Raw genomic sequence first — 22,511 nt, forward strand, 5'->3', positions numbered from 1 at the left:
GTGACCTTGGAAAAGAAGGAAAAGTGCCCCGGGTCGGACTCGAACCGACACTGAATGGGTTTTGAATCCATCGCCTGCTGCCAATTGGGCTACCGGGGCCCCGCGAATCGAAGGTTAACTGCGACCCGCTGCGTGTCCACCATACCGTAGCTAGGTAGGCTCGGGGGAGCTTGATATGCCCCGCAAAGAGGAGCCCCCCGTGACCGCCGAGCACGAGTCGACGCCCATGCCCGACGCCGACCAGTCGCATGTTCCGCCGCTGACGACGCGCGTCGTCATCGCCGAGGACGAGGCGCTCATCCGTCTCGACCTCAAGGAGATGCTCGAGGAGGAGGGCTACGCCGTCGTCGGTGAGGCCGGTGACGGGCAGACCGCCGTCGAGCTGGCCCGGGAGCACCGCCCCGACCTGGTGATCCTCGACGTGAAGATGCCCGTCCTGGACGGGATCTCCGCCGCCGAGAAGATCGCGGAGGAGTCCATCGCGCCCGTGCTGATGCTCACCGCGTTCTCGCAGCGCGACCTCGTCGAGCGGGCCCGCGACGCCGGGGCCATGGCGTACCTGGTGAAGCCGTTCAGCAAGAGCGACGTCGTGCCCGCCATCGAGATGGCCGTCTCCCGCTTCGCCGAGCTCCGCGCGCTGGAGAAGGAGGTCGCCGACCTCTCGCTGCGCCTGGAGACCCGCAAGCTCGTGGACCGGGCCAAGAGCATCCTGCAGACCCAGTACGGGCTTTCCGAGCCGGCGGCCTTCCGCTGGATCCAGAAGACCTCCATGGACCGCCGGATGTCCATGCAGCAGGTCGCCGAGGCGGTCATCGAGGACGCCGAGGAGAAGAAGGCCGCCGCCGGCAAGGGCGAGTAGGACCTTCTGTAGAAGCGCGGAAAGAGTGAGGCCCGCCCCCGGATCCAGGATCCGGGGGCGGGCCTCACTCGTACGGGTAGGGCTCAGTCCTCGCCGAGGTACGCCTTGCGGACGTCCTCGTTCACGAGGAGCTCGCGGCCCGGGCCCGACAGGACGACCTTGCCGATCTCCATCACGTGGCCCTGGTCGGCCAACGAGAGCGCGGCCTGGGCGTTCTGCTCGACCAGCAGGATGGTGGTGCCCTGGGACTTGAGCTCGGCGATGGTCGCCATGATCTTCTGCATCATGATCGGCGAGAGGCCCATCGACGGCTCGTCGAGCATGAGCAGCTTCGGCCGGGACATGAGCGCGCGGCCCATGGCCAGCATCTGCTGCTCGCCGCCCGAGAGGGTGCCGGCGGCCTGCTTGCGACGCTCGCCCAGGATCGGGAAGAGGTCGTAGGCACGCTGGACGTCCTTCTGGATGCCGTCCTTGTCCTTGCGGAGGAAGGCGCCGAGGAGGAGGTTGTCCTCGATGGTCATGCGCGGGAAGATGTGCCGCCCCTCGGGGGAGTGGGCGAGTCCGAGCGCGACGATGTCGTGCGCGGGAGTCTTCTTCAGTGACTTGCCCTGGAACTTGATCTGGCCGCCGCGCGGTTTGATCAGGCCCGAGAGGGTGCGCAGGGTCGTCGTCTTGCCGGCGCCGTTGGTGCCGATGAGGGTGACGATCTGACCGGCGTCCACGCTGAACGAGATGCCCTTGACGGCTTCGATCTTGCCGTAGGCGACACGGAGGTCTTCGACCTCGAGGAGTGCGGTCACCGGTCTTCTCCGTCCGTGCTGGTGGTGCTGTGTGCCTCCGCCGCTTCGACCTCCGCGATCTCTTCGGCGCCGGGGGCGCCTTCGAAGGGCTCGCCGAGGTAGGCGGCGATGACGCGCTCGTCGCCCTGGACCTCGGCGGCGGTGCCTTCGATGAGCTTCTCGCCCTGGACCAGGCAGGCGACGCGGTCGCAGAGGTTGAAGATGAAGCGCATGTCGTGCTCGATGACGAGGACGGCGATGCCCTGGTCCCGGATGGCGAAGATGAGCTCTTCGGTCGCCCGGGTCTCCTGCGGGTTCATGCCGGCGGTGGGCTCGTCCAGGAGGATGAGGCCGGGGTCGCTGGCCAGCGCGCGCGCGATCTCGAGCTTGCGCTGTTCGCCGTAGGGGAGGTTGCGGGCGAGGTGTTCGGCCTTGTGCGCGAGGCCGATGAACTCCAGGAGTTCCATGGCCTTCTCGCGGCTCGCCGCTTCTTCCCGGCCGAAGCTGGGGAGGCGCAGGAGGGAGGCCCAGAGGCCGACCTTGGTGCGGGTGTGGCGTCCGACGAGGACGTTTTCCAGGACCGTCATGTTGTTGAAGAGACGGATGTTCTGGAAGGTGCGGGCGACACCGGCCGCGGTGACCTTGTACGACTTGGGCGGCAGGACCTTGTCCTTGTACCGGACTTCACCCTCGGTGGGGATGTAGAGGCCGGTGAGGCAGTTGAAGAAGGTGGTCTTGCCGGCGCCGTTGGGGCCGATGAGTCCGACGATCTCGCCGCTGCGCACGGTGAGGTCGACGTTCTTGACGGCGGTGAGGCCGCCGAAGCGCATCGTGACGCCGCGTGCGTCGAGGACGGTCTCCGCCGCGGTGGCGGCGGCGGGGGTTTCGGTGGTGGTGGTCGTCATGGGTCAGACCCCTGCCTTGCCGAGGACCGTGGGCGCGTGCATGGACTCGTGGAGTTCCAGCTGGTTGCGCTTGTTGGGGATGAGGCCTTCGGGGCGCAGTCGCATCAGGACGATGAGGGCGAAGCCGAAGACGAGGAGCTGGTATTCGCCGAGGAACTGGAGCTTGTTGGGGATCAGGAAGAGCAGCGATCCGCCGACGAGGGGTCCGGAGATGGTGCCCATGCCGCCGAGGACCACCGCGGCGAGCAGGAACGCGGAGTTCGGGGGCACGGCGTTGGCGAAGGTGTACTGGTCGGGGGTGACCGTGTACTGGACGTGTGCCTGGACGGCTCCGGCGAGACCGGCGAGGGTGGCGCCGAGGGCGAAGGCGATGAGCTTGACGCGGAAGCCGTTGATGCCCATGGCTTCGGCGGCGGTCTCGTCCTCGCGGATGGCGACCCAGGCGCGGCCGATGCGGGACTCCGCGCTGCGGCGGAAGACGAGGATCACGATGAGGGTGATCAGCAGCATCAGCAGGAAGTAGTTCGCGAACCGGCCGATGGTGAATCCGGCGATGGTGTGCGAGGCGCCGAAGTCGAATCCGAAGAGGTTGACGTTCGGGATGTTCGCGATGCCGTTGGGGCCGTTGGTGATGTCGGGCCCGGAGACGCCGTCGAGGTTGTTCATGGAGATGCGGAAGATCTCACCGAAGCCGAGCGTCACGATGGCGAGGTAGTCGCCGCGCAGACGCAGGGTGGGTGCACCGATGAGGACGCCGAAGACCATGGAGGCGGCCGCGCCGATGAGGAGTGCGGCCCAGAAGGGGAAGTGCACGCCGAAGGGCGAGTTGGGCGAGCCGGAGACCAGGGCCGCGGTGTAGGCGCCGACGCCGAGGAAGGCGACGTAACCGAGGTCGAGGAGGCCGGTGAGGCCGACGACGATGTTCAGGCCGAGTGCGACGGTGGCGAAGATCAGGATGTTGACGCCGAGGTTCGCGTACTGGTCGTCGGTCTGGGTGAGGGGGAAGGCGGCCGCGGCTGCGAAGGCGCCGACGAGGGCGACGTTGCGGTGGCGGTTGGTGAGGGTGGTGACGCGGGCGAGGAGGCCCGCCTTGTTGAGCGCGGCGGCACCGAACCCGGCAGTGATCAGGAAGCCGACGAAGAGCTCCTGGTACGGGGTGGTGATGCCGTAGGTGAAGACGGTGAGCGCGAGGCCGAGGACGGCCGCGATCAGGAGGATCTCCGCCCAGGCCGGCAGGGTGCGGGCCGGGGTGATGGGGCCGGAGGTGAAGGCGGCCTTGAAGGTCGTCCAGCGGTTGCCGGCTTCGTGCTTGAACTTCTCCCAGCCGGTGTCGTCGGGGTCGGGGCCTTCGAGTGCGGGGCGCTCGAAGGGGAGCGCGAAGGCGCCGACGACGGCGAGGAGGCTGACCAGGGCGGCGAAGCCGGCTCCGGGTTCGAGGTCGACGACGGCGCCGAGTTCGGCGACGATCGAGACGACGGTGTACCAGGTGGTGACGAACGCGGCGAGCGCGGCGAGCTTGATCGCGGCGTCGGCGCCGGCGGGGGTGAGCCAGCGCAGGCCCTTGGTCCCGTAGGAGGCGAGGCCGAAGAGGGCCGTGAGGGCGCCGCCGATGAGGACGAGCCACTGGAGGCCGCCGGGGTAGCCGTAGACGGTGAGGTCTCCGGGGTAGGCGGTGGTCCAGGTCCAGGCGAGGAACGCCGAGACGACGGTGAGGCCTCCGCCTGCGGTGGCGAGTGCGCGGGCCGTCTTCTCGGAGAGGGCGATGAAGCCCGTGGCCGGTGCGGTGGTGGTCTTCGCGGTGTCCGCGGTGATGGTCGTCATGGATGTCACACCCTGTCCGCCACGCGCTGGCCCAGCAGGCCTTGTGGCCGGAAGAGGAGCACGAGGATGAGAAGTACGAACGCCCAGGTGTTACCCCAGGACTGGCCGCCGAGCTGTTCGAAGCCGGGGATGTCGGCGACGTAGACGGTGGTCAGGGTTTCGGCGAGGCCGAGGACGAGGCCGCCGACCATGGCGCCGTAGATGTTGCCGATGCCGCCGAGGACGGCGGCCGTGAAGGCCTTGAGGCCGAGCAGGAAGCCCATCTTGAACTGGACCTCGCCGTACTTGAGGCCGTAGGCGACGGCTCCGATGGCGGCGAAGACGGCTCCGAGCGCGAACGCGGTGGTGATGATGCGGTCGGTGTTGATGCCCATGAGCTTGGCGGTGTCGGGGTCCTGGGCGGTCGCCTGCATGCCGCGGCCGGTGCGGGTCTTCTTGACGAAGAACCCGAGGAAGGCCATGGAGATGGGGGCTGCGATCAGGAGGAAGACGTCACCGGTCTGGATGGTGATGCTGCCGAGGTGGAAGGGACCGCCGGGGATCTCGGGGAAGATCAACGAGGCTTCCGCGCCGGGGTACCAGGCCCAAACCGCCTGCTGGAGGGCGATGGAGAGCCCGATGGCGGTGATGAGCGGGGCGAGCCGGGGGGCGCTGCGCAGGGGTCGGTAGGCGAAGCGTTCGGCGCCTACGGCGATCAGGGTGGCGACGATGACCGCGCCTATGATCATGAGCGGGAGGGCTATCCACATGGTGGTGCCCCCGGGGAGCATCAGCCAGACGGTGAGGGCTCCGAATCCGCCGGTCATGAAGATTTCGCCATGCGCGAAGTTGATGAGCTGGACGATGCCGTAGACCATCGTGTAGCCAATGGCGACGAGCCCGTACATGGATCCCAGTAGCAGGCCGTTGACCAGCTGTTGCGGCAGTTCGTGCACCGCAGGTCCTCCGAGTCTTTCGACGGATGTGACACCGCGCGGGGCGCTTTTTGTGCGCGCCCCGCGCGGCAGGTGTGGTGGTGCTCCGTTGGCCGGCCGTTCGAGCGGACTACCGGCCAACGGATGGTGAAAGGCGGAGGTCAGCCCCCGAGGGTGCCGGACTCGACGGACTTCCAGTCGGTGCCCTCGACCTTGTAGACGGTGAGCTGCTTGTTGGTGGCGTCACCGAACTCGTCGAAGGAGACCTTGCCGGTCACACCGTCGAAGGACACGCCCTGGACGGCGGCGAGGACCTTGGCGCGGGCGTCGGCGGGGAGCTTGCCGTCGTTGCCGTCGACCGCGGCCTTGACGGCCTCGATGATGGCCCAGGCGGAGTCGTAGGAGTAGCCGCCGTAGGCGGAGAAGGGCTCCTTGTATCCGGCCTTGGTGTAGTTGGCGACGAAGTCCTTGGCGGAGGGCAGGCTCTCGACGGGGGCGCCGACCGAGGTGGCCAGGTCGCCCGCGGCGCCGGCGCCGGCGAGCTCGACGTACTTCTTGTCGTAGATGCCGTCACCGCCGATGAGCGGGATGTTGGTGCCGGAAGCCTTGATCTGCTTGCTGAGCGGGCCGGCCGCGGGGTACTCGCCACCGTAGTAGACGACGTCGGCGCCGGAGCTCCTGACCTCGGTCACGATCGCGGAGAAGTCCTTGCTCTCCGGGTCGATGTGGCCCTCGCCGACGACCTGGCCGCCGAGCTTGGTGAACTCGCCCTTGAAGGTGCCGGCGAGACCCGCGCCGTAGGTCTTCTTGTCATCAATGATGAAGACCTTCTTCTTGGCCGCCTTGTTGAAGAGGTACTGCGCCGCGAACGGACCCTGGACGGCGTCCGTGGTGGCGGTGCGGAAGTAGCTCTTGTAGGTGCGGACCTTCTCGCCGGCCGCCCACTTCGGCCCCTGGGTGAGGGAGGGGCTGGTGTTGGCGGGGGATATCTGGGCGAGCTTGGCGTCGTCGAAGACCTTCTGCATGGACTCCGAGACGGAGGAGTTCAGCGGGCCGACGACACCGAGGACGTCCTTGTCGGCGACGAGCTTGGTGGCGTTCTGCTGGCCGGAGGAGGCCTGGGCCTGGTCGTCGAGCGCCTGGATCTTGAAGGTGACGCCCTTGACGTACTTCTTCTCGTTGGCCTGCTTGGCCGCGAGGTCGGCGGAGTTCTTGATGCCGAGGCCGAGCGCCGAGAGGTCGCCGGTCAGGGGGGCGTCTACGCCGATGACGACCGTGGTGTCGCCACCGTCGCCGGTGCCGCCGGCCTTGTCGTCACGCGAACCGCAGGCGGTGAGAGTGAGGGCGCCCGCGGCGAGCGCGGCGGTCACGGCAATGAGAGAACGCTGACGCACGATCAGTCCTTTCCTGGCACTGCGTCCCCCGTGGGACGCACCGTGTCGAACGCGGGGAACCGAACTGAAGGAAATCCGGCTGGTCGCGGTGACTGGCCGTGACTCTAGGCGGGTCTTAGGACGTTATGGAGGGCTGAGGCCAATGATGTGACTCTCTTGTTATGCCACGGCGTAATACATAGCGGATCTCTGGGGGTGGAACGGGGGAATTCCGGCCGGTTCGTCTTGTCCGCATGCTGAGACGCGTGAGGACCATCGAGCGGTTTGAGTCCTGTCCCGCCAGGACTCTGGGCCCTTTTGGTCATGACGGCGGCGGGGCGCTCGCGTCTCGCGTTGCGGGACAGGCCCTGGTCAGAGCGGTGGAAAGATCCCCGGCATAACGGTCACCGGGGATGTAGCTGTGCTCTTCTTTCTGGAATCCATTACTCAGGGTTACTTCAAGGAAGGGAAGTCCGGAATTCCGTGCTACATGCACGCAGTCGGCCGCGCGAATCCGCACGACGAGGTCGCGCCCCTCGCCCGCCGCGACCGTGGCCGGAAGCGATGGCTCGATCTCGACGGTCAGGGCCCGCGAGGGCTGCGACAGCCGCTCCAGCGTGATGGTCGGCCCGGACGCGGCGCGCACACGCACGGTGAACACGAAGGACCCGTCGGCGGGGGCCGGCTCGACCGGAGCGACGTACGTCAGGGAGAAGACCTGCGAGGGCGCGGGCGGCGCGTACGGGACGGGCCGCGGCCGGGCGGCGTGGAGCGCGGCGCCGCCGGCCGCCAGAGCGGAGGCACAGGTCAGGGCCCCGAGGGTCAGGACGGCTCGCCGGTGGCCCGCGTAGAGCTCGCGGGCCCACCGGGGGCCCGGAGGCGTGCGGGGGCCGGGGCGCGGACTCTCGTGGGCCTCGGTGCCCTCTCCGGGCTCGACCGGGCCGATGCCCCCGCTCACTGCCAGGGACCGCCGGTCGGGACGCCCGAGCGGTAGCGCTCCGCGCAGCGGCGCTCCGCCTCCCGGGCGGTGAACTCGCGGGCGGCGGCCGGTCCCTGGGCGCGCTGCTCGGCGCGGGCGCCGGCCAGGACGGCGAGCAGGATCTCGTTCTGGCCGCCGGACAGGCCCATGGCCTGGTAGTCGAGGTGGACGGCGTCGCGGCCCTCGCCGGCGTCGAGGATCACGCCGGCCCAGTGGGTGATCAGGTCGGCGCACAGCCGCTGGGGCGGGGTCGGCTCCGGGGCCCCGGCCGGCCCGGGGCGCGCGGCCCCGGCCGAAGGGGTGCCGCAGGCGCAGCCGAGCGGTGCGGCGGCCAGCAGTGCCGCCGTCGCCGCCGCGGCCAAGGCGCGCCGCGGCGCCGGTCCGGATCCCATGTCGGGAACGCTAGACCGGCGCTGCTGCGAGGGCAACGGCTAGTTGTTGCCGTCCTGTTGCGGGTTCACGTCGCGCAGCAGGCAGGTGAGGCGGGCGGTGCAGACCCGGCGGTCCTGCTCGTCGGTGATGACGACCTCGTAGGTGGCGGTGGTGCGGCCGCGGTGCACGGGGGTGGCGACCCCGGTGACCAGGCCGGAACGCGCACCGCGGTGGTGGGTGCAGTTCAGGTCGACGCCGACGGCGACCTTGGTGATGCCGCCGTGCATCATCGCGCCGACCGAGCCGAGGGTCTCGGCGAGCACGGCGGAGGCCCCGCCGTGCAGGAGGCCGTAGGGCTGGGTGTTGCCCTCGACCGGCATGGTGGCGACCACGCGCTCGGCGGAGGCCTCCAGGATCTGGATGTCCATCCGCTTGCCGAGGTCGCCCGCCGAGAACAGCGAGGGCAGGTCGATGCCCAGGGCCGTGTACTCGTCGAGGACCTCTTGCGGGAACTTCACCGCGTGCTGCTCGCCCATGGGCCGACTCCGTTCGTCAACGCTCGTTAACCATCTTGTCCTCAGGTCGTTCTATCAGGCGGTCTCGAAGCGCACGACGACGGACTTGCTCGCCGGGGTATTGCTGGTGTCCGCGGTGGAGTCGAGCGGCACCAGCACGTTGGTCTCGGGGTAGTAGGCGGCGGCGCAGCCGCGGGCCGTCGGGTAGTGCACGACGCGGAATCCGGGGGCGCGCCGCTCGACACCGTCGCGCCACTCGCCGACCAGGTCGGTGTACGAGCCGTCGGCGAGCCCGAGCTCGGCGGCGTCCTCGGGGTTGACCATGACGATGCGGCGGCCGCCGGTGATGCCGCGGTAGCGGTCGTCGAGGCCGTAGATCGTGGTGTTGTACTGGTCGTGGCTGCGCAGGGTCTGCAGGAGCAGCCGGCCCGCCGGGACGTGCGGGTACTCCACGGGCGCGGCCGTGAAGTTGGCCTTGCCGGTCGCCGTGGCGAAGCGGCGCTCGTCGCGCGGGCCGTGGGGGAGCTGGAAGCCGCCGGGACGGGCGACGCGGGCGTTGAAGTCCTCGAAGCCGGGGACGACGCGGGAGATCCGGTCGCGGATGGCGGCGTAGTCGCGCTCGAACTCCTCCCACGGGGTCTTCGAGGCCTCGCCGAGGACGGCGCGGGCCATGCGGGCCACGATCGCGGGCTCGGAGAGCAGGTGCGGGGAGGCGGGGGCGAGGTTGCCGCGCGAGGCGTGGACCATGCCCATGGAGTCCTCGACGGTCACGAACTGCTTGCCGGCGGCCTGGACGTCCTTGTCGGTGCGGCCGAGGGTGGGCAGGATCAGGGCGCGCCGGCCGGTGACCGCGTGGGAGCGGTTGAGCTTGGTGGACACGTGCACGGTCAGGGAGGCGCGGCGGACCGCGGCCTCGGTGACCTCTGTGTCGGGGGTGGCGCCGACGAAGTTGCCGCCCATGGCGAAGAGCACCTTGGCCTCGCCGTCGCGCAGGGCCTGGATGGAGCGGACGACGTCGAAGCCGTGCTCGCGGGGCGAGGTGATGCCGAATTCCTTGTCGAGGGCGTCGAGGAACGCGGGCGCGGGGCGCTCGAAGATCCCCATGGTGCGGTCGCCCTGCACGTTGGAGTGGCCGCGCACGGGGCAGACGCCGGCCCCGGGGCGGCCGATGTTCCCGCGCAGCAGCAGGAGGTTGACGACTTCGCGGATGGTGGCGACGGAGTGCTTGTGCTGGGTCAGGCCCATGGCCCAGCAGACGATGGTGCGCTTCGAGGCCAGGACCATGGCCAGGGCGCGCTCGATGTCGGGGCGGGTCAGACCGGTCGCGGTGAGCGTCTCGGCCCAGTCGGTTTCCTTGGCGGCGGCCGCGAACTCCTCGTACCCGTGGGTGTGTTCGCGGATGAACTCCTCGTCGGTGGCGCCGTCGGCCTCGAGGACGAGCTTGTTCAGGAGGCGGAAGAGGGCCTGGTCGCCGCCGATGCGGATCTGGAGGAAGAGGTCGTTCAGAGCGGTGCCCTTGAGCATGCCGAAGGGGCTCTGCGGGTTCTTGAAGCGCTCCATGCCGGCCTCGGGCAGCGGATTCACCGAGATGATCTTCGCGCCGGCGGACTTGGCCTGCTCCAGCGCGGTCAGCATGCGCGGGTGGTTGGTGCCCGGGTTCTGTCCGGCCACGATGATCAGGTCGGCCTGGTGGAGGTCCTCGAGGGAGACGCTGCCCTTGCCGATGCCGATCGTCTCGTTCAGCGCGGAGCCCGACGACTCGTGGCACATGTTCGAGCAGTCGGGAAGGTTGTTCGTGCCGAATTCGCGGACGAAGAGCTGGAAGAGGAAGGCGGCCTCGTTGCTCGTGCGGCCCGAGGTGTAGAAGAGGGCCTCGTCGGGGGAGGCGAGCGCCTCGAGCTCCTCCGCGATGATCGCGAAGGCCCGCTCCCAGGTCACCGGCTCGTAGCGGTCGGCGCCCTCGGGCAGGTACATCGGCTCGGTGATCCGCCCCTGCTGGCCCAGCCAGTAGCCGGACCGGGCGGCGAGATCGGCCAGCGGGTGCGCGGCGAAGAACTCCGGGGTGACCCGGCGCAGCGTCGCCTCCTCCGCGACGGCCTTGGCGCCGTTCTCGCAGAATTCGGCGGTGTGCCGCTTCTCGCCCTCGGGCCAGGCGCAGCCGGGGCAGTCGAAGCCGTCCTTCTGGTTGACCTTGAGGAGGGTCCGGGCCGTGCGGGCCAGCCCCATCTGCCGCTGCGCGACCTTCAAGGTGTGGCCGATGGCGGGCAGGCCCGCGGCCGCGTGCTTGGGGGGCGTCACCTGCGGTGCGTCCTGTACGGGATCCCCTGCGGGCGGCTTGGCGGCCATGTCGCTCCCCTTCGAGCAGTCGTACGGTCCTGCGTGGCAGCGGCGGTGCTGCGTGGAAACGCGGGTACACCTCGATCCTGTCACGGACCGCCGAGATGGCCGACGCCGGAATTGTCAGTGCGGCGGCCTAGGATCGGGGGCGTGGCAGATTCAGCATCGAAGAAGACCGACCAGCCGACCGCAGCGGACCGCCCCCGCCTGATGCTCATGGACGGGCACTCCCTGGCGTACCGGGCGTTCTTCGCGCTGCCCGCGGAGAACTTCACGACCGCGACGGGGCAGCCGACCAACGCCATCTACGGGTTCGCCTCGATGCTGGCGAACACGCTGCGCGACGAGGCGCCCACGCACTTCGCCGTGGCGTTCGACGTCTCCCGCAAGACGTGGCGGTCGGTGGAGTTCCCCGAGTACAAGGCGAACCGCTCCAAGACCCCCGACGAGTTCAAGGGGCAGGTCGAGCTGATCGGCGAGCTCCTCGACGCGATGAGCGTGCCGCGCTTCGCGGTCGACGGCTTCGAGGCCGACGACGTGATCGCGACGCTGGCCACGCAGGCCGAGGCCCTCGGCTTCGACGTGCTGATCGTCACCGGTGACCGGGACTCCTTCCAGCTGGTCTCCGAGCACACCACCGTGCTCTACCCGACCAAGGGCGTCTCCGAGCTGACCCGGTTCACCCCCGAGAAGGTCGAGGAGAAGTACGGCCTCACGCCCCGGCAGTACCCGGACTTCGCGGCACTGCGCGGCGACCCGTCCGACAACCTCCCCGGCATCCCGGGCGTCGGCGAGAAGACCGCGGCCAAGTGGATCACCCAGTTCGGGTCGTTCAAGGAGCTCGTCGAGCGCGCCGAGGAGGTCAAGGGCAAGGCGGGACAGAACTTCCGCGACCACCTGGAGTCCGTGAAGCTCAACCGCGTCCTGACCGAGATGGTCAAGGACGTCGCCCTCGCCAAGACCCCCGCCGACCTGGCCCGCGCCCCCTACGACCGGACCGCCGTCACCGGTGTCCTGGACGTACTGGAGATCCGCAACGCCTCGCTGCGCGAGCGCCTGCTCGCCGTCGACCCGGGCGCCGCCGAGGAAGCGGCCCCGGCCCCGGTGGCGGCCGCCGTACCGCTCGACGCCTCCGTGCTGGCCGCCGGAGAGCTCGCGCCGTGGCTGGAGACCCACGCCGGCGCACCGCTCGGCATCTCCACCGTCGACAGCTGGGCGCTCGGCACCGGCAACGTCTCCGAGATCGCGCTGGCCTCCGCGGGCGGCCCGGCCGCCTGGTTCGACCCGTCCGAGCTGGACGAGGCCGACGAGCGGGCCTTCGCCGCCTGGGCCGCCGACGCCGCCAGGCCCAAGGTCGTGCACAACGCCAAGGGCCTGATGCGGGTCTTCCCCGAGCACGGCTGGACCCTGGCCGGGGTCGCCATGGACACCGCGCTCGCCGCCTACCTCGTCAAGCCCGGCCGGCGCTCCTTCGCGCTGGACGTGCTGTCCATGGAGTACCTGCACCGCGAGCTGGCACCCGCCGCCGTGGACGGGCAGCTCGCCTTCGGCGCCGACGACACCGCCGAGGCGGAGGCCCTGATGGCGCAGGCCCGCGCCGTCCTGGACCTCGGGGACGCCTTCACGGTCAAGCTGACCGAGGTGGGCGCCGCCGAACTGCTGCACGACATGGAGCTGCCCACCTCCGAGCTGCTGGCCCGGATGGAGCGGGCGGGCATCGCCGCCGACCGCAGCCACCTCGAGGCGATGGAGCAGCAGTTCGCCGCGGCGGTCCAGCAGGCGGTGAAGGAGGCGCACGCGGCGGTGGGCCACGAGTTCAACCTCGGCTCGCCCAAGCAGCTCCAGGAGGTGTTCTTCGGCGAGCTGGACCTGCCGAAGACGAAGAAGACCAAGACCGGCTACACCACGGACGCGGACGCGCTGGCCTGGCTGGCCACGCAGACCGACCACGAACTGCCGGTGATCATGCTCCGCCACCGGGAGCAGGCCAAGCTGCGGGTGACCGTCGAGGGCCTGGTCAAGACCCTCGCCGCCGACGGCCGGGTGCACACCAGCTTCAGCCAGACCGTCGCCGCCACCGGACGCCTGTCCTCCACCGACCCCAACCTGCAGAACGTGCCGGTGCGCACCGACGAGGGCCGGGCCATCCGTCGCGGCTTCGTCGTCGGCGAGGGATTCGAGTCCCTCATGACCGCCGACTACAGCCAGATCGAGCTGCGCGTCATGGCCCACCTCTCGGAGGACGAGGGCCTGATCGAGGCGTTCCTGTCGGGCGAGGACCTGCACACCACCGTCGCCTCCCAGGTGTTCGGCGTGGAGCGGTCGCAGGTCGACGCCGAGATGCGCCGCAAGATCAAGGCCATGTCGTACGGGCTCGCTTACGGGCTCTCCGCCTTCGGCCTCGCCCAGCAGCTGGGTGTCGAGCCCGGCGAGGCCCGGGGCCTGATGGAGACGTTCTTCGAGCGGTTCGGCGGGGTCCGGGACTACCTGGGCCGCGTGGTCGAGGAAGCCCGCGCGACCGGCTACACGGCGACGGTCTTCGGCCGCCGCCGCTACCTCCCCGACCTCAACAGCGACAACCGCCAGCGCCGCGAGGCCGCCGAGCGGATGGCGCTGAACGCGCCGATCCAGGGCACCGCGGCCGACATCGTCAAGGTCGCGATGCTGCGCGTCGACAAGGCGATCACGGGGGCCGGGCTGAAGTCGCGGATCCTGCTCCAGGTCCACGACGAAATCGTGCTGGAGATCTCCCCCGGGGAGCGGGAGAAGGTGGAGGAGCTGGTGCGCCGCGAGATGGGCGCCGCCGTCGACCTCCGGGCCCCGCTGGACGTGTCCGTGGGCGTCGGCCCCGACTGGGAGTCCGCCGCGCACTGAGCCCCGTAGGCCGCACGGTCCGGGCAGCGCCCGTCCCCGCCTAACCGGCCGGGACGGGCGTTCGCGTTTCCTCGTCCGAGTCGGAGCCACTGCCCGAGCCCGAGTCCGAGCCCGAGTCCGAGCGGCTGCGGCCCCGCCGGTGGCGCAGACGCACCAGGGCTCCGTACAGCAGGAGGGCCACGGCGAGGCCGCCGCCCGCGCCGAAGCAGATCGTCGGGATGATGTCGAGCGGTGTGCGGATGCGGTCGAAGAAGGTGAAGAAGCGCAGCACGCGCAGCGTGACCCCGACCGCCACGCACCCGAGGACCAGCGCGAGCGCGCCCCACACCTCGGCCCGGCCGAGCACCGGCACGGACGCGGGGGCCGGGGAGACGGGCAGCCGGCGCAGCGCGGTGACCGTGAACCAGAGCAGGGCGCAGGCCGCGAGCGCCGAAGTGCCGTATTGCAGGTAGGAGTAGAGGGGCAGGCCGAAGGCGAGCGGCCGGCCCAACTCCGGGAGCGTGCGCGTCCCGTAGCGGTCGATGTGCGTGAAGCTGTCCCACACCACGTGCGTGAGCGAGCCGGCGACCGCCGAGAGGTAGAACCAGAGGGCCAGTGCGGGCAGTCGGCGCCCGCGCCACTCCTCGCCCCGCACGAAGGTGTGCACCCGGCCCCGCCAACGGCGCGGCAGGAGCGCGACCAGCGGTTCGCGCAGCAGCAGCCAGCACGCCGCGAGGGCGGCGGTCAGCACCGCGTCGGCGGTCACGACGCCGGGCAGGGAGTGCGTGAAGGTGCCGTACGGCCTGAGGCCCGAGACGACGGTGTCCGCGAAGTAGAAGGTGTCCGGAGCGAACGACCCGAGGATCAGGGCCGAGGCGACGAGGGGGCCCCGCGCACGCCCGGTCCGGCGGATGCCCGGGAGTACGGCGGCCGCGTGGCTGAGCGTGAACGGCATGACACCTCGGCTCGAATGGACTGTTGGATCAGCGCGTCCAGTATGAGCGAGCCGTGCGAAGCGCGGGTGCGCCGGCAACCCCGTCCCGGACGCGGACCGCGTGATCGGTGGCGCAAACGGTTCTCATCTGTCACCCGCATTGCTACGGTGCCCCCGCCCTGACGCCCCATCAGATTCCGGAGGTCCCCGCATGCGCGCAATCGTCGCCGCCGCCAGCGGTCTCGTCCTCGCGGTGCTCCTCGTCCTCGCCATCACGGCGATGGGGGCTCCGGAAGGCAAGACCTCACCGAAGCCCCTGCTCACCACCGCGCCCGCCGCGCCCGGAAAGTAGAGGAGGGACCGGCCGTGCGACGCAGAGCAAGCCTTGTCCTGCTGGCCCTAGCCGTGTTCTGCGCGGCCCTCGCGCCGCTGCTGCGCTGGTACGCGTACCCCAGGCTCGCGAAGATCCCGCCGAACCAGTACCAGGAGGTGGTCCTGGAGGCGAAGGACGCGACCCTCCTCGACTACACGACGGGCATGGAGCCCAAGAAGGTCGACAAGGTCACCATCGTCCAGACCCTGAAGGGCAACGTCGAGGCGTCGAAGGAGATCGAGGCGAGCGCCGGCAAGGACGTGGTCGTCTGGGACACGCTCACCCACATCATGGGCCCGGACGGGAAGATGGTCTCCCAGATCCCGGAGCGCTACATCTTCGACGCGCACTCCCAGGACCCGGTGCACGCCACCGGCGAGGCGGTCGACGGGGACGCGGTCCGGCGCGAGGGCATCGAGTTCAAGTGGCCGTTCTTCACCGAGCCGCGCGACTACCTGTACTTCGACGCGCAGACCCGCAGCTCCTCGCCCATCCACTACGTCGGGCCGCGCACGTTCAAGGGCATGGACGTCTACTACTACGAGCAGACCATCCCCTGGACGAAGGTCTCGCTGCCGAAGAAGATGCCGATCGAGGGCATCGACCCGGCCACCTTCGAGCAGACCACCGGAACCAGCCTCTGGTACTCCACCAAGGCGATGTTCTGGGTCGACCCGGTGACCGGGGCGCCCGTCAACGCCGAGCAGGAGATCAAGCAGGAGATGCGCGGCGGCATCGCGTCAGGCGGCCCCGACGGCAAGCTCACCGTCTTCGCGGGGCACGTGAAGATGCGCGAGGACTACAGCGACCACACGGTCGCACTGGTCAAGTCGAACCGGACCAAGGTGCTCGCCCTGCACACCTACGCGCCGATCGGCCTCGCGGCCGGAGGGCTCGCGCTCCTCGGGTCCGCGCTGTGGCTGGAGGCGCGCGGCCGCCGCCCCGGGGTTGACGGCGACCCGTTCACCGCTTGAGCCGGGCGTTGGTGTGCCGGGTGGGCTCGGCGGTCGCGGGGTCCTGCGGCCACGGGTGCTTGGGGTAGCGGCCGCGCAGCTCGGCGCGGACGGCGAGGTAGCCGCCCCGCCAGAAGGACGCCAGGTCGGCGGTGACGGCGGCGGGCCGCCCGGCCGGCGACAGGAGGTGGACGAGTACGGGCACCCCCGCGACCCGGGGGGTCTCGGCCAGCCCGAACAGCTCCTGCAGCTTCACGGCGAGTACGGGCTGACCGTGCTCGGCGGCGTAGTCGACGCGGATCCGGGAGCCGCTCGGCACCTCGATCCGCTCCGGAGCCAGCTCGTCGAGCCGGCCGGCCTCGCCGGTGGCCCACGGCAGCAGCCGGTTCAGCGCCTGCCCGGCGTCGATCCGCGCGAGGTCGGCGCGGCGGCGGGCCCGCGACAGCTCGGGTTCCAGCCAGTCGTCGGCGCGGGACAGCAGGTCCCCGTCGTCCGCGACGTCGGGCCAGGGCGCGCCGAGCGTGCGGTGCAGGAAGCCGAGCCGCGCGCGCAGCGCCCGCGCGTCCGGGGTCCAGCGCAGCAGGCCGAGGCCGTCGGTGCGCAGCCCGTCGAGGAGGGCGGCCCGCACGAGGGCCCGGTCGGGGTCGCGCAGCGGCCGCGCGGCGAGCTCGACGGCGCCGAGGCGTTCCACCGAGCGGGCGACGAGGTCCCCGTCCTCCCAGTGCACCTCTTCGCCCGAACGCAGCAGGTGGCCGGCGGCGGCCAGGGCGGTGTCCTCGTCGATGAGGGCCCCGAGCCGGACGCGGGCGGACGCCGAATGCGGGGGTCGGTCGGCCACGGCCACGGCCAGCCAGGGCGCGCTGCGCAGCGGTGACCCGTCGGGGAGCTCGGCGGCGGTTCCGTTGGCCATGAGGAAGGCCCCCGCGCCCTTGGCCTTGGCGACCCGCTCGGGGAACGCGAGTGCTGCGACCAGCCCGGCGGCGGCGTCGTCGGGTGCGGCGCCGCTGCTGGGGCGCAGCCCCGGACCCCGCTCCTCGAACGCCGGAGGTGGATTTTGGCTGATGCCGCCCGCACGGTCCCTCTCCGTGGCGGCGCGCTCCAAGCGCTTGGTCTCCGCCCGCCAGCGGGACGCGTACGGGTCGCCTCCCGCGCGGGCCCGGCGCCAGGCGGCGGCCAGGTCGTCCCCGTACTCCCGGGGCGGCTCCTCGCTCAGCAGCGCGACCACTTCCGCGGCCCGTCGGGCTCCGAGCGCGGCGGAGCCGTCGAGCAGCGCCCGGGCGAGGCGCGGGTGCAGGCCGAGGCGGGCCATCCGCACCCCGCGCGGGGTGGGCTGCCCCGCCGGGGACACCGCGCCCACGGCCAGCAGTACGTCGCGTGCCGCCGCCATCGCTCCGGCCGGCGGCGGGTCGAGCAGGGCGAGCCCGGTCGCGTCGGGGTCGCCCCAGCAGGCGGCCTGGAGCGCGAACTGCGCCAGGTCCGCGATCCGGATCTCGGGGGACGGGTAGGCGGGCAGCCGCCCGTCCTCCGCTTCGGCCCAGCAGCGGTACACCGTGCCCGGTGCCTCCCGCCCGGCCCGTCCCGCGCGCTGCCGCCCGGCCGCGCGGGACGCCCGTACGGTCGCGAGCGCGCCCAGGCCCCGCGCGTGGTCGACCCGGGGTTCGCGGGCCAGTCCCGAGTCCACGACGATCCTCACGCCGGGCACGGTCAGGCTGGACTCGGCGACGGCGGTGGAGAGGATGACCCGTCGGTGGGGCGAGGGGGACAGCGCCGCGTCCTGGACGGCGGCCGGGGCGCGGCCGTGTATCTGCAGGACCTCCGCGCCGGCCGCGCCGAGCTGTCCGGCGACCCGGGCGATCTCGCCGACGCCGGGGAGGAAGCACAGGACGTCGCCGGAACGTTCCGTCAGGGCCCGCCGGACCACCGAGGCCACGTGTGCCAGCTGCGCCGGGTCCACGCGCATGCCGTGCGGCGGCCGCACCGGCCGGGCCGGCGGTGCCCACACGGTCTCCACCGGGTAGGAGACGCCGGCGGCCTCCACCACCGGGGCGCCCCCGAGGACCCGGGCCCAGCCCGCGGCGTCGGTGGTCGCCGAAGCCGCGACGAGCCGCAGCTCGGGGCGCAGGGTCTCGCGTACGTCCAGGAGGAAGGCGGCGACCGTGTCGGCGTCCAGGTGGCGCTCGTGGCACTCGTCGAGGACCACCAGGTCGGTCCCGGACAGCTCCTGGTCCCGCTGGAGCCGTTGGAGCAGCACACCGGTGGTGACCACCTCGACCACCGTGCCGGGGCCGACGGCCCGCTCGCCGCGCACCGTGAAGCCCACGGAGGCGCCGACCTGCTCGCCGAGCAGCCAGGCCATCCGGCGGGCCGCCGCGCGGGCGGCGATCCGGCGGGGTTCGGCGACGACGACACGGCGGCGCGGTCCGCCCCCGGTCAGCCCCGCCAGCACCAGCGGCACCAGCGTGGTCTTCCCGGTCCCGGGCGGTGCGCACAGCACGGCGGTGCCGTGGGCGTCCAGCGCCGAGACGAGCGCGGGCACGGCTTCCCGGACGGGAAGGGAGTCGAGGTCGGCCGTACGGATCACGGTCTCAGTCCCGCTCGCACACGAAGATCGCCGTACCGGGGATGAGGTTGCCGCGCAGGGGGGACCAGCCGCCCCACTCCTGGCTGTTCCACTCGGGCCATTCGGGCTCGACCAGGTCGACGAGGCGGAAGCCGCCCGCGACCACGTCGCGTACCCGGTCGCCCAGGGTGCGGTGGTGCTCCACGTACACGGCGCGCCCCTGCTCGTCCTGCTCGACGTAGGGGGTGCGGTCGAAGTAGGAGGCGGAGACGGACAGCCCTTCGGGGCCGGGCTCGTCGGGGAAGGCCCAGCGGATCGGGTGGGTGACGGAGAAGACCCAGCGGCCGCCGGGGCGCAGGACGCGGCGCACCTCGCGCATCACGTTCACGGGGTCGGCCACGAAGGGGACGGCGCCGTAGGCGGAGCACGCGAGGTCGAAGGAACCGTCGCGGAAGGGGAGCCGTCCGGCGTCGGCCTCGACGAGGGGGACGTCCTCGCCGATGCGCAGGGCGTGCTGGAGCTGGCGGTGGGAGAGGTCCAGGGCGACGGGGCGGGCCCCCCGCGCGGCCAGCCAGCGCGAGCACTGGGCGGCGCCGGCGCCGATCTCCAGGACGTCCTTGTCCTTGAGGGAGGCGGCGGGGCCGAGGAGGGCCGCTTCCGCCTCGTCCAGGCCCTCGGGGCCCCACACGAACCGGTCGTCGCCGAGGAACGCTCCGTGCTCGCTCTGGTACTCGTCGGCGTTGCGGTCCCACCAGCCGCGGCTCGCCCGGCTGCTCTCCGCTTCCCCGGCGTCACGCCGCGTGGCCTCGGAGTCGTCCTCGGCGGCCGGGCCGGCTCCGTACGCTTCTTCGGGGGCGTAGTCCTCTTGGTTCATGGGGCCCGTCGTCGTAGTCTGCGAATATTCTGCGGAACGCATGCGGAAGGGGTCATCGACCTCTGCCCGCCCGCTAATTGTGCCGGTTGTGCGGCGATCCGCCCGAGGTGTGCGCCTTCGCGCATTGACCCTGTCCGGCTGCCCCCGTATGCTACAAGTTGCGCTGCGAGCCTGTGCTCCTCAGACCTAGCAGGCTGCGCTTGTATCTGTTGATGACCCCTCGGTTTTCGAGGCCCCCACCCCGCTCTCGCGGAACTGGGGCTTCCTTGGCTGTCCGGCTTCTTCGGCAGATGCCGATAAGGGCTCCCGGCGTAGCAGTACCTACGACTTTCTGTCCGTAACCGGAGCCCTTACCCACATGACGAGCAGCACCGAGACCACCGCCACCACTCCGCAGGTTGCGGTCAACGACATCGGTGACGAGGCAGCGTTCCTCGCCGCGATCGACGAGACGATCAAGTACTTCAACGACGGCGACATCGTCGACGGCGTCATCGTGAAGGTGGACCGGGACGAGGTTCTCCTCGACATCGGTTACAAGACCGAGGGCGTCATCCCGAGCCGCGAGCTCTCGATCAAGCACGATGTCGACCCGAACGAGGTCGTCAAGGTCGGCGACGAGATCGAGGCCCTGGTTCTCCAGAAGGAGGACAAGGAAGGCCGTCTCATCCTGTCCAAGAAGCGCGCGCAGTACGAGCGCGCCTGGGGCACGATCGAGAAGATCAAGGAAGAAGACGGCATCGTCACCGGTACCGTCATCGAGGTCGTCAAGGGTGGTCTCATCCTCGACATCGGCCTCCGCGGCTTCCTGCCGGCCTCCCTCGTCGAGATGCGTCGCGTCCGCGACCTCCAGCCCTACGTGGGCAAGGAGCTCGAGGCGAAGATCATCGAGCTGGACAAGAACCGCAACAACGTGGTCCTGTCCCGCCGCGCCTGGCTCGAGCAGACCCAGTCCGAGGTTCGCCAGACGTTCCTCACCACCCTGCAGAAGGGTCAGGTCCGCTCCGGCGTCGTTTCCTCGATCGTCAACTTCGGTGCCTTCGTGGACCTGGGTGGCGTCGACGGTCTCGTCCACGTCTCCGAGCTGTCCTGGAAGCACATCGACCACCCGTCCGAGGTTGTCGAGGTCGGCCAGGAAGTCACCGTCGAGGTCCTCGACGTCGACATGGACCGCGAGCGCGTCTCCCTGTCGCTGAAGGCGACGCAGGAAGACCCGTGGCAGCAGTTCGCCCGGACGCACCAGATCGGTCAGGTCGTCCCGGGTAAGGTCACCAAGCTGGTTCCGTTCGGTGCGTTCGTCCGCGTGGACGAGGGCATCGAGGGTCTGGTCCACATCTCCGAGCTGGCCGAGCGCCACGTGGAGATCCCGGAGCAGGTCGTCCAGGTCAACGACGAGATCTTCGTCAAGGTCATCGACATCGACCTCGAGCGTCGCCGGATCTCGCTGTCGCTGAAGCAGGCCAACGAGTCCTTCGGTGCCGACCCGGCGTCGGTCGAGTTCGACCCGACCCTGTACGGCATGGCCGCGTCTTACGACGACCAGGGCAACTACATCTACCCCGAGGGCTTCGACCCCGAGACCAACGACTGGCTCGAGGGCTTCGACAAGCAGCGCGAGGCCTGGGAGACCCAGTACGCCGAGGCGCAGCAGCGCTTCGAGCAGCACCAGGCGCAGGTCATCAAGAGCCGCGAGGCCGACGAGGCCGCCGCTGCCGAGGGTGCGGCCGCTCCGGCCGCCGGTGGCAGCAGCAGCGCTGGTGCGGGCATCTCGGGTGGTTCGTACTCCTCCGAGGGTGCGGACGAGACCTCCGGCGCCCTGGCGTCGGACGAGGCCCTGGCCGCGCTCCGCGAGAAGCTGGCCGGCGGCCAGAGCTGATCGCAGCAGCGCGACGCGCCGCCCGCTCGCGTGCGGTGTGAGCTGAGCTGATGTTCAACGGCGAGGCCCGTCCCCTTCGGGGGGCGGGCCTCGCCGCGTTGTACGGGCGGGACCGGGCAGGTTCATACGGGGCCGGGCCGGTCGCGAAGATCGCGCGGTTCGCACGGGTCGCGGTGAATACCGCCAACTGGGGAATGGTCACGGCTCCTTGGACGTTCTTCGCAGAGAACGAGGCGAGGAGGAGTGGTGACGGTGCTTGATCCACAAGGTTTGTACGAATGGGACGCCAAGGGCCTGGCGGTGGCCGACCTGGCGCTCGCCCAGGACTCGGCCGGCCTGGTCATGCTCTACCACTTCGAGGGGTACATCGACGCCGGCGAGGCCGGTGAGCAGATCGTCGAGCGGCTGCTCGACACGCTGCCCCACCAGGTCGTGGCCCGTTTCGACGCGGACCGGCTGGTCGACTACCGGGCACGCCGCCCGCTGCTGACCTTCCAGCGCGACCACTGGGCGGAGTTCGAGGAGCCCCTCCTGGAGGTCCGCCTGGTCCAGGACGCCACGGGCGCGCCCTTCCTGCTGCTGTCCGGCCCCGAGCCGGACGTGGAGTGGGAACGCTTCGCCGTCGCCGTCCGGCAGATCGTCGAGCGCCTCGGCGTCCGGCTCTCCGTCAACTTCCACGGCATCCCCATGGGCGTCCCGCACACCCGGCCCGTCGGGATCACCCCGCACGGCAACCGGACCGACCTCATGCCGGGCCACCGCAGCCCGTTCGACGAGGCGCAGGTGCCGGGCAGCGCCGAGTCGCTGGTGGAGTTCCGCCTCGGCCAGGCCGGGCACGACGTGCTGGGCGTCGCCGCCCACGTACCGCACTACGTGGCGCGCTCGCCGTACCCGGACGCCGCGCTGACGGTCCTGGAGGCGATCACGGCCGCGACCGGCCTGGTCCTGCCCGCGGTCGCGCACGCGCTGCGCACCGAGGCGCACCGCACCCAGACGGAGATCGACCGGCAGATCCGCGAAGGCGACGAGGAGCTGGTCAGCCTCGTCCAGGGACTGGAGCACCAGTACGACGCGGCGGCCGGCGCCGAGACCCGGGGCAACATGATCGCCGAGCCCGCCGAGATCCCGTCGGCGGACGAGATCGGGCGCGAGTTCGAGCGGTTCCTCGCGGAGCGCGAGGGCGAGGGCTGAGCCCTCGGGCCCCGTCCCCGGCAGGGGGCTGTACGGGGCCCGG

Annotated in this window: 18 protein-coding genes and 1 tRNA gene; 6 read left to right on the top strand and 13 right to left on the bottom strand. The window is 70.9% G+C overall.

Annotated features, from left to right (window positions below):
• Positions 1-24 precede the first annotated feature (24 nt).
• A tRNA-Leu gene (locus ACFWBY_RS24140) sits at positions 25-99 on the bottom strand.
• 127 nt (positions 100-226) lie between these two features.
• On the opposite strand from ACFWBY_RS24140, the gene ACFWBY_RS24145 reads away from it, so the two are divergent.
• Positions 227-859: an ANTAR domain-containing response regulator gene (locus ACFWBY_RS24145; RefSeq protein ID WP_385409702.1), complete on the top strand. Its 633-nt coding sequence runs from the start codon at positions 227-229 to the stop codon at positions 857-859.
• A gap of 83 nt (positions 860-942) precedes the next feature.
• Here ACFWBY_RS24145 and ACFWBY_RS24150 read toward each other — a convergent pair whose 3' ends face one another.
• The 9 genes from ACFWBY_RS24150 to ACFWBY_RS24190 form a co-directional block, all read right to left on the bottom strand.
• Positions 943-1,659, bottom strand: a complete 717-nt coding sequence (locus tag ACFWBY_RS24150) for an ABC transporter ATP-binding protein (RefSeq protein ID WP_385343203.1) — start codon at positions 1,657-1,659, stop codon at positions 943-945.
• A complete protein-coding gene (locus ACFWBY_RS24155; protein ID WP_385343201.1) occupies positions 1,656-2,543 on the bottom strand; it encodes an ABC transporter ATP-binding protein in 888 nt (295 codons plus the stop codon). The genes ACFWBY_RS24150 and ACFWBY_RS24155 overlap by 4 nt, the downstream gene beginning before the upstream one ends.
• A gap of 3 nt (positions 2,544-2,546) precedes the next feature.
• Positions 2,547-4,373 carry a branched-chain amino acid ABC transporter permease gene (locus ACFWBY_RS24160; protein WP_385343198.1) on the bottom strand — a complete coding sequence of 609 codons (1,827 nt, stop codon included), beginning with the start codon at positions 4,371-4,373 and terminating at the stop codon, positions 2,547-2,549.
• Positions 4,370-5,299 carry a branched-chain amino acid ABC transporter permease gene (locus ACFWBY_RS24165; protein WP_385343195.1) on the bottom strand — a complete coding sequence of 310 codons (930 nt, stop codon included), beginning with the start codon at positions 5,297-5,299 and terminating at the stop codon, positions 4,370-4,372. The genes ACFWBY_RS24160 and ACFWBY_RS24165 overlap by 4 nt, the downstream gene beginning before the upstream one ends.
• A gap of 140 nt (positions 5,300-5,439) precedes the next feature.
• Complete coding sequence (locus ACFWBY_RS24170) at positions 5,440-6,672, bottom strand: branched-chain amino acid ABC transporter substrate-binding protein (RefSeq protein WP_385343192.1); 1,233 nt, start codon at positions 6,670-6,672, stop codon at positions 5,440-5,442.
• Between the two features lie 301 nt (positions 6,673-6,973).
• Positions 6,974-7,609 (bottom strand): Tat pathway signal sequence domain protein, encoded by a 636-nt coding sequence (locus ACFWBY_RS24175; RefSeq protein WP_385343189.1) that lies wholly within the window; start codon positions 7,607-7,609, stop codon positions 6,974-6,976.
• Positions 7,606-8,022 (bottom strand): hypothetical protein, encoded by a 417-nt coding sequence (locus ACFWBY_RS24180; RefSeq protein ID WP_385343186.1) that lies wholly within the window; start codon positions 8,020-8,022, stop codon positions 7,606-7,608. Before ACFWBY_RS24180 ends, ACFWBY_RS24175 begins: the two co-directional genes overlap by 4 nt.
• A gap of 39 nt (positions 8,023-8,061) precedes the next feature.
• A complete protein-coding gene (locus ACFWBY_RS24185; protein ID WP_385343183.1) occupies positions 8,062-8,538 on the bottom strand; it encodes a PaaI family thioesterase in 477 nt (158 codons plus the stop codon).
• A gap of 54 nt (positions 8,539-8,592) precedes the next feature.
• Positions 8,593-10,863 (bottom strand): FdhF/YdeP family oxidoreductase, encoded by a 2,271-nt coding sequence (locus tag ACFWBY_RS24190; protein ID WP_385343180.1) that lies wholly within the window; start codon positions 10,861-10,863, stop codon positions 8,593-8,595.
• 141 nt (positions 10,864-11,004) lie between these two features.
• On the opposite strand from ACFWBY_RS24190, the gene polA reads away from it, so the two are divergent.
• The gene (gene polA / locus ACFWBY_RS24195) at positions 11,005-13,728 is read left to right on the top strand and encodes a DNA polymerase I (RefSeq protein WP_385343177.1); all 2,724 of its coding nucleotides are present in this window, start codon (positions 11,005-11,007) and stop codon (positions 13,726-13,728) included.
• 40 nt (positions 13,729-13,768) lie between these two features.
• Here the strand turns inward: polA and ACFWBY_RS24200 are convergent, their stop codons facing one another.
• On the bottom strand, positions 13,769-14,662 hold the full coding sequence (locus ACFWBY_RS24200) for a DUF4184 family protein (protein ID WP_385343175.1): 894 nt from the start codon (positions 14,660-14,662) through the stop codon (positions 13,769-13,771).
• Positions 14,663-14,852: 190 nt separating this feature from the next.
• Between ACFWBY_RS24200 and ACFWBY_RS24205 the strand changes: the two genes are divergently transcribed.
• Together ACFWBY_RS24205 and ACFWBY_RS24210 are read left to right on the top strand one after the other, a co-directional pair.
• A complete protein-coding gene (locus tag ACFWBY_RS24205; RefSeq protein ID WP_112450779.1) occupies positions 14,853-14,993 on the top strand; it encodes an SPW_0924 family protein in 141 nt (46 codons plus the stop codon).
• 14 nt (positions 14,994-15,007) lie between these two features.
• On the top strand, positions 15,008-15,988 hold the full coding sequence (locus tag ACFWBY_RS24210; protein WP_385343172.1) for a DUF3068 domain-containing protein: 981 nt from the start codon (positions 15,008-15,010) through the stop codon (positions 15,986-15,988).
• On the opposite strand, the gene hrpB is transcribed toward ACFWBY_RS24210, so the two are convergent.
• Together hrpB and ACFWBY_RS24220 are read right to left on the bottom strand one after the other, a co-directional pair.
• Positions 15,978-18,548 (bottom strand): ATP-dependent helicase HrpB, encoded by a 2,571-nt coding sequence (gene hrpB, locus ACFWBY_RS24215; protein WP_385343169.1) that lies wholly within the window; start codon positions 18,546-18,548, stop codon positions 15,978-15,980. The two genes, ACFWBY_RS24210 and hrpB, sit on opposite strands and share 11 nt — an antisense overlap.
• A gap of 4 nt (positions 18,549-18,552) precedes the next feature.
• Positions 18,553-19,401, bottom strand: coding sequence for a class I SAM-dependent methyltransferase (locus ACFWBY_RS24220; RefSeq protein WP_385343167.1), 849 nt, complete (start codon positions 19,399-19,401; stop codon positions 18,553-18,555).
• Positions 19,402-19,759: 358 nt separating this feature from the next.
• Here ACFWBY_RS24220 and rpsA point away from each other — a divergent pair, with 358 nt between their 5' ends.
• A complete protein-coding gene (rpsA, locus tag ACFWBY_RS24225; RefSeq protein WP_385343164.1) occupies positions 19,760-21,277 on the top strand; it encodes a 30S ribosomal protein S1 in 1,518 nt (505 codons plus the stop codon).
• Positions 21,278-21,529: 252 nt separating this feature from the next.
• The gene (locus ACFWBY_RS24230) at positions 21,530-22,468 is read left to right on the top strand and encodes a PAC2 family protein (protein WP_385343161.1); all 939 of its coding nucleotides are present in this window, start codon (positions 21,530-21,532) and stop codon (positions 22,466-22,468) included.
• The last annotated feature ends 43 nt before the right edge of the window (positions 22,469-22,511 follow it).

Origin of the sequence: Streptomyces sp. NPDC060049 (genome assembly GCF_042736715.1) — a bacterium.
Classification (GTDB): domain Bacteria; phylum Actinomycetota; class Actinomycetes; order Streptomycetales; family Streptomycetaceae; genus Streptomyces.

Excerpts from the sequence above, each read along its gene's own strand:
- ACFWBY_RS24145 (WP_385409702.1), top strand. The coding sequence starts at position 227 with ATGCCCGACGCCGACCAGTCGCATGTTCCGCCGCTGACGACGCGCGTC.
- ACFWBY_RS24155 (WP_385343201.1), bottom strand. The coding sequence starts at position 2,543 with ATGACGACCACCACCACCGAAACCCCCGCCGCCGCCACCGCGGCGGAG.
- ACFWBY_RS24180 (WP_385343186.1), bottom strand. The coding sequence starts at position 8,022 with ATGGGATCCGGACCGGCGCCGCGGCGCGCCTTGGCCGCGGCGGCGACG.
- ACFWBY_RS24185 (WP_385343183.1), bottom strand. The coding sequence starts at position 8,538 with ATGGGCGAGCAGCACGCGGTGAAGTTCCCGCAAGAGGTCCTCGACGAG.
- ACFWBY_RS24190 (WP_385343180.1), bottom strand. The coding sequence starts at position 10,863 with ATGGCCGCCAAGCCGCCCGCAGGGGATCCCGTACAGGACGCACCGCAG.
- ACFWBY_RS24200 (WP_385343175.1), bottom strand. The coding sequence starts at position 14,662 with ATGCCGTTCACGCTCAGCCACGCGGCCGCCGTACTCCCGGGCATCCGC.
- ACFWBY_RS24205 (WP_112450779.1), top strand. The coding sequence starts at position 14,853 with ATGCGCGCAATCGTCGCCGCCGCCAGCGGTCTCGTCCTCGCGGTGCTC.
- ACFWBY_RS24220 (WP_385343167.1), bottom strand. The coding sequence starts at position 19,401 with ATGAACCAAGAGGACTACGCCCCCGAAGAAGCGTACGGAGCCGGCCCG.
- rpsA (WP_385343164.1), top strand. The coding sequence starts at position 19,760 with ATGACGAGCAGCACCGAGACCACCGCCACCACTCCGCAGGTTGCGGTC.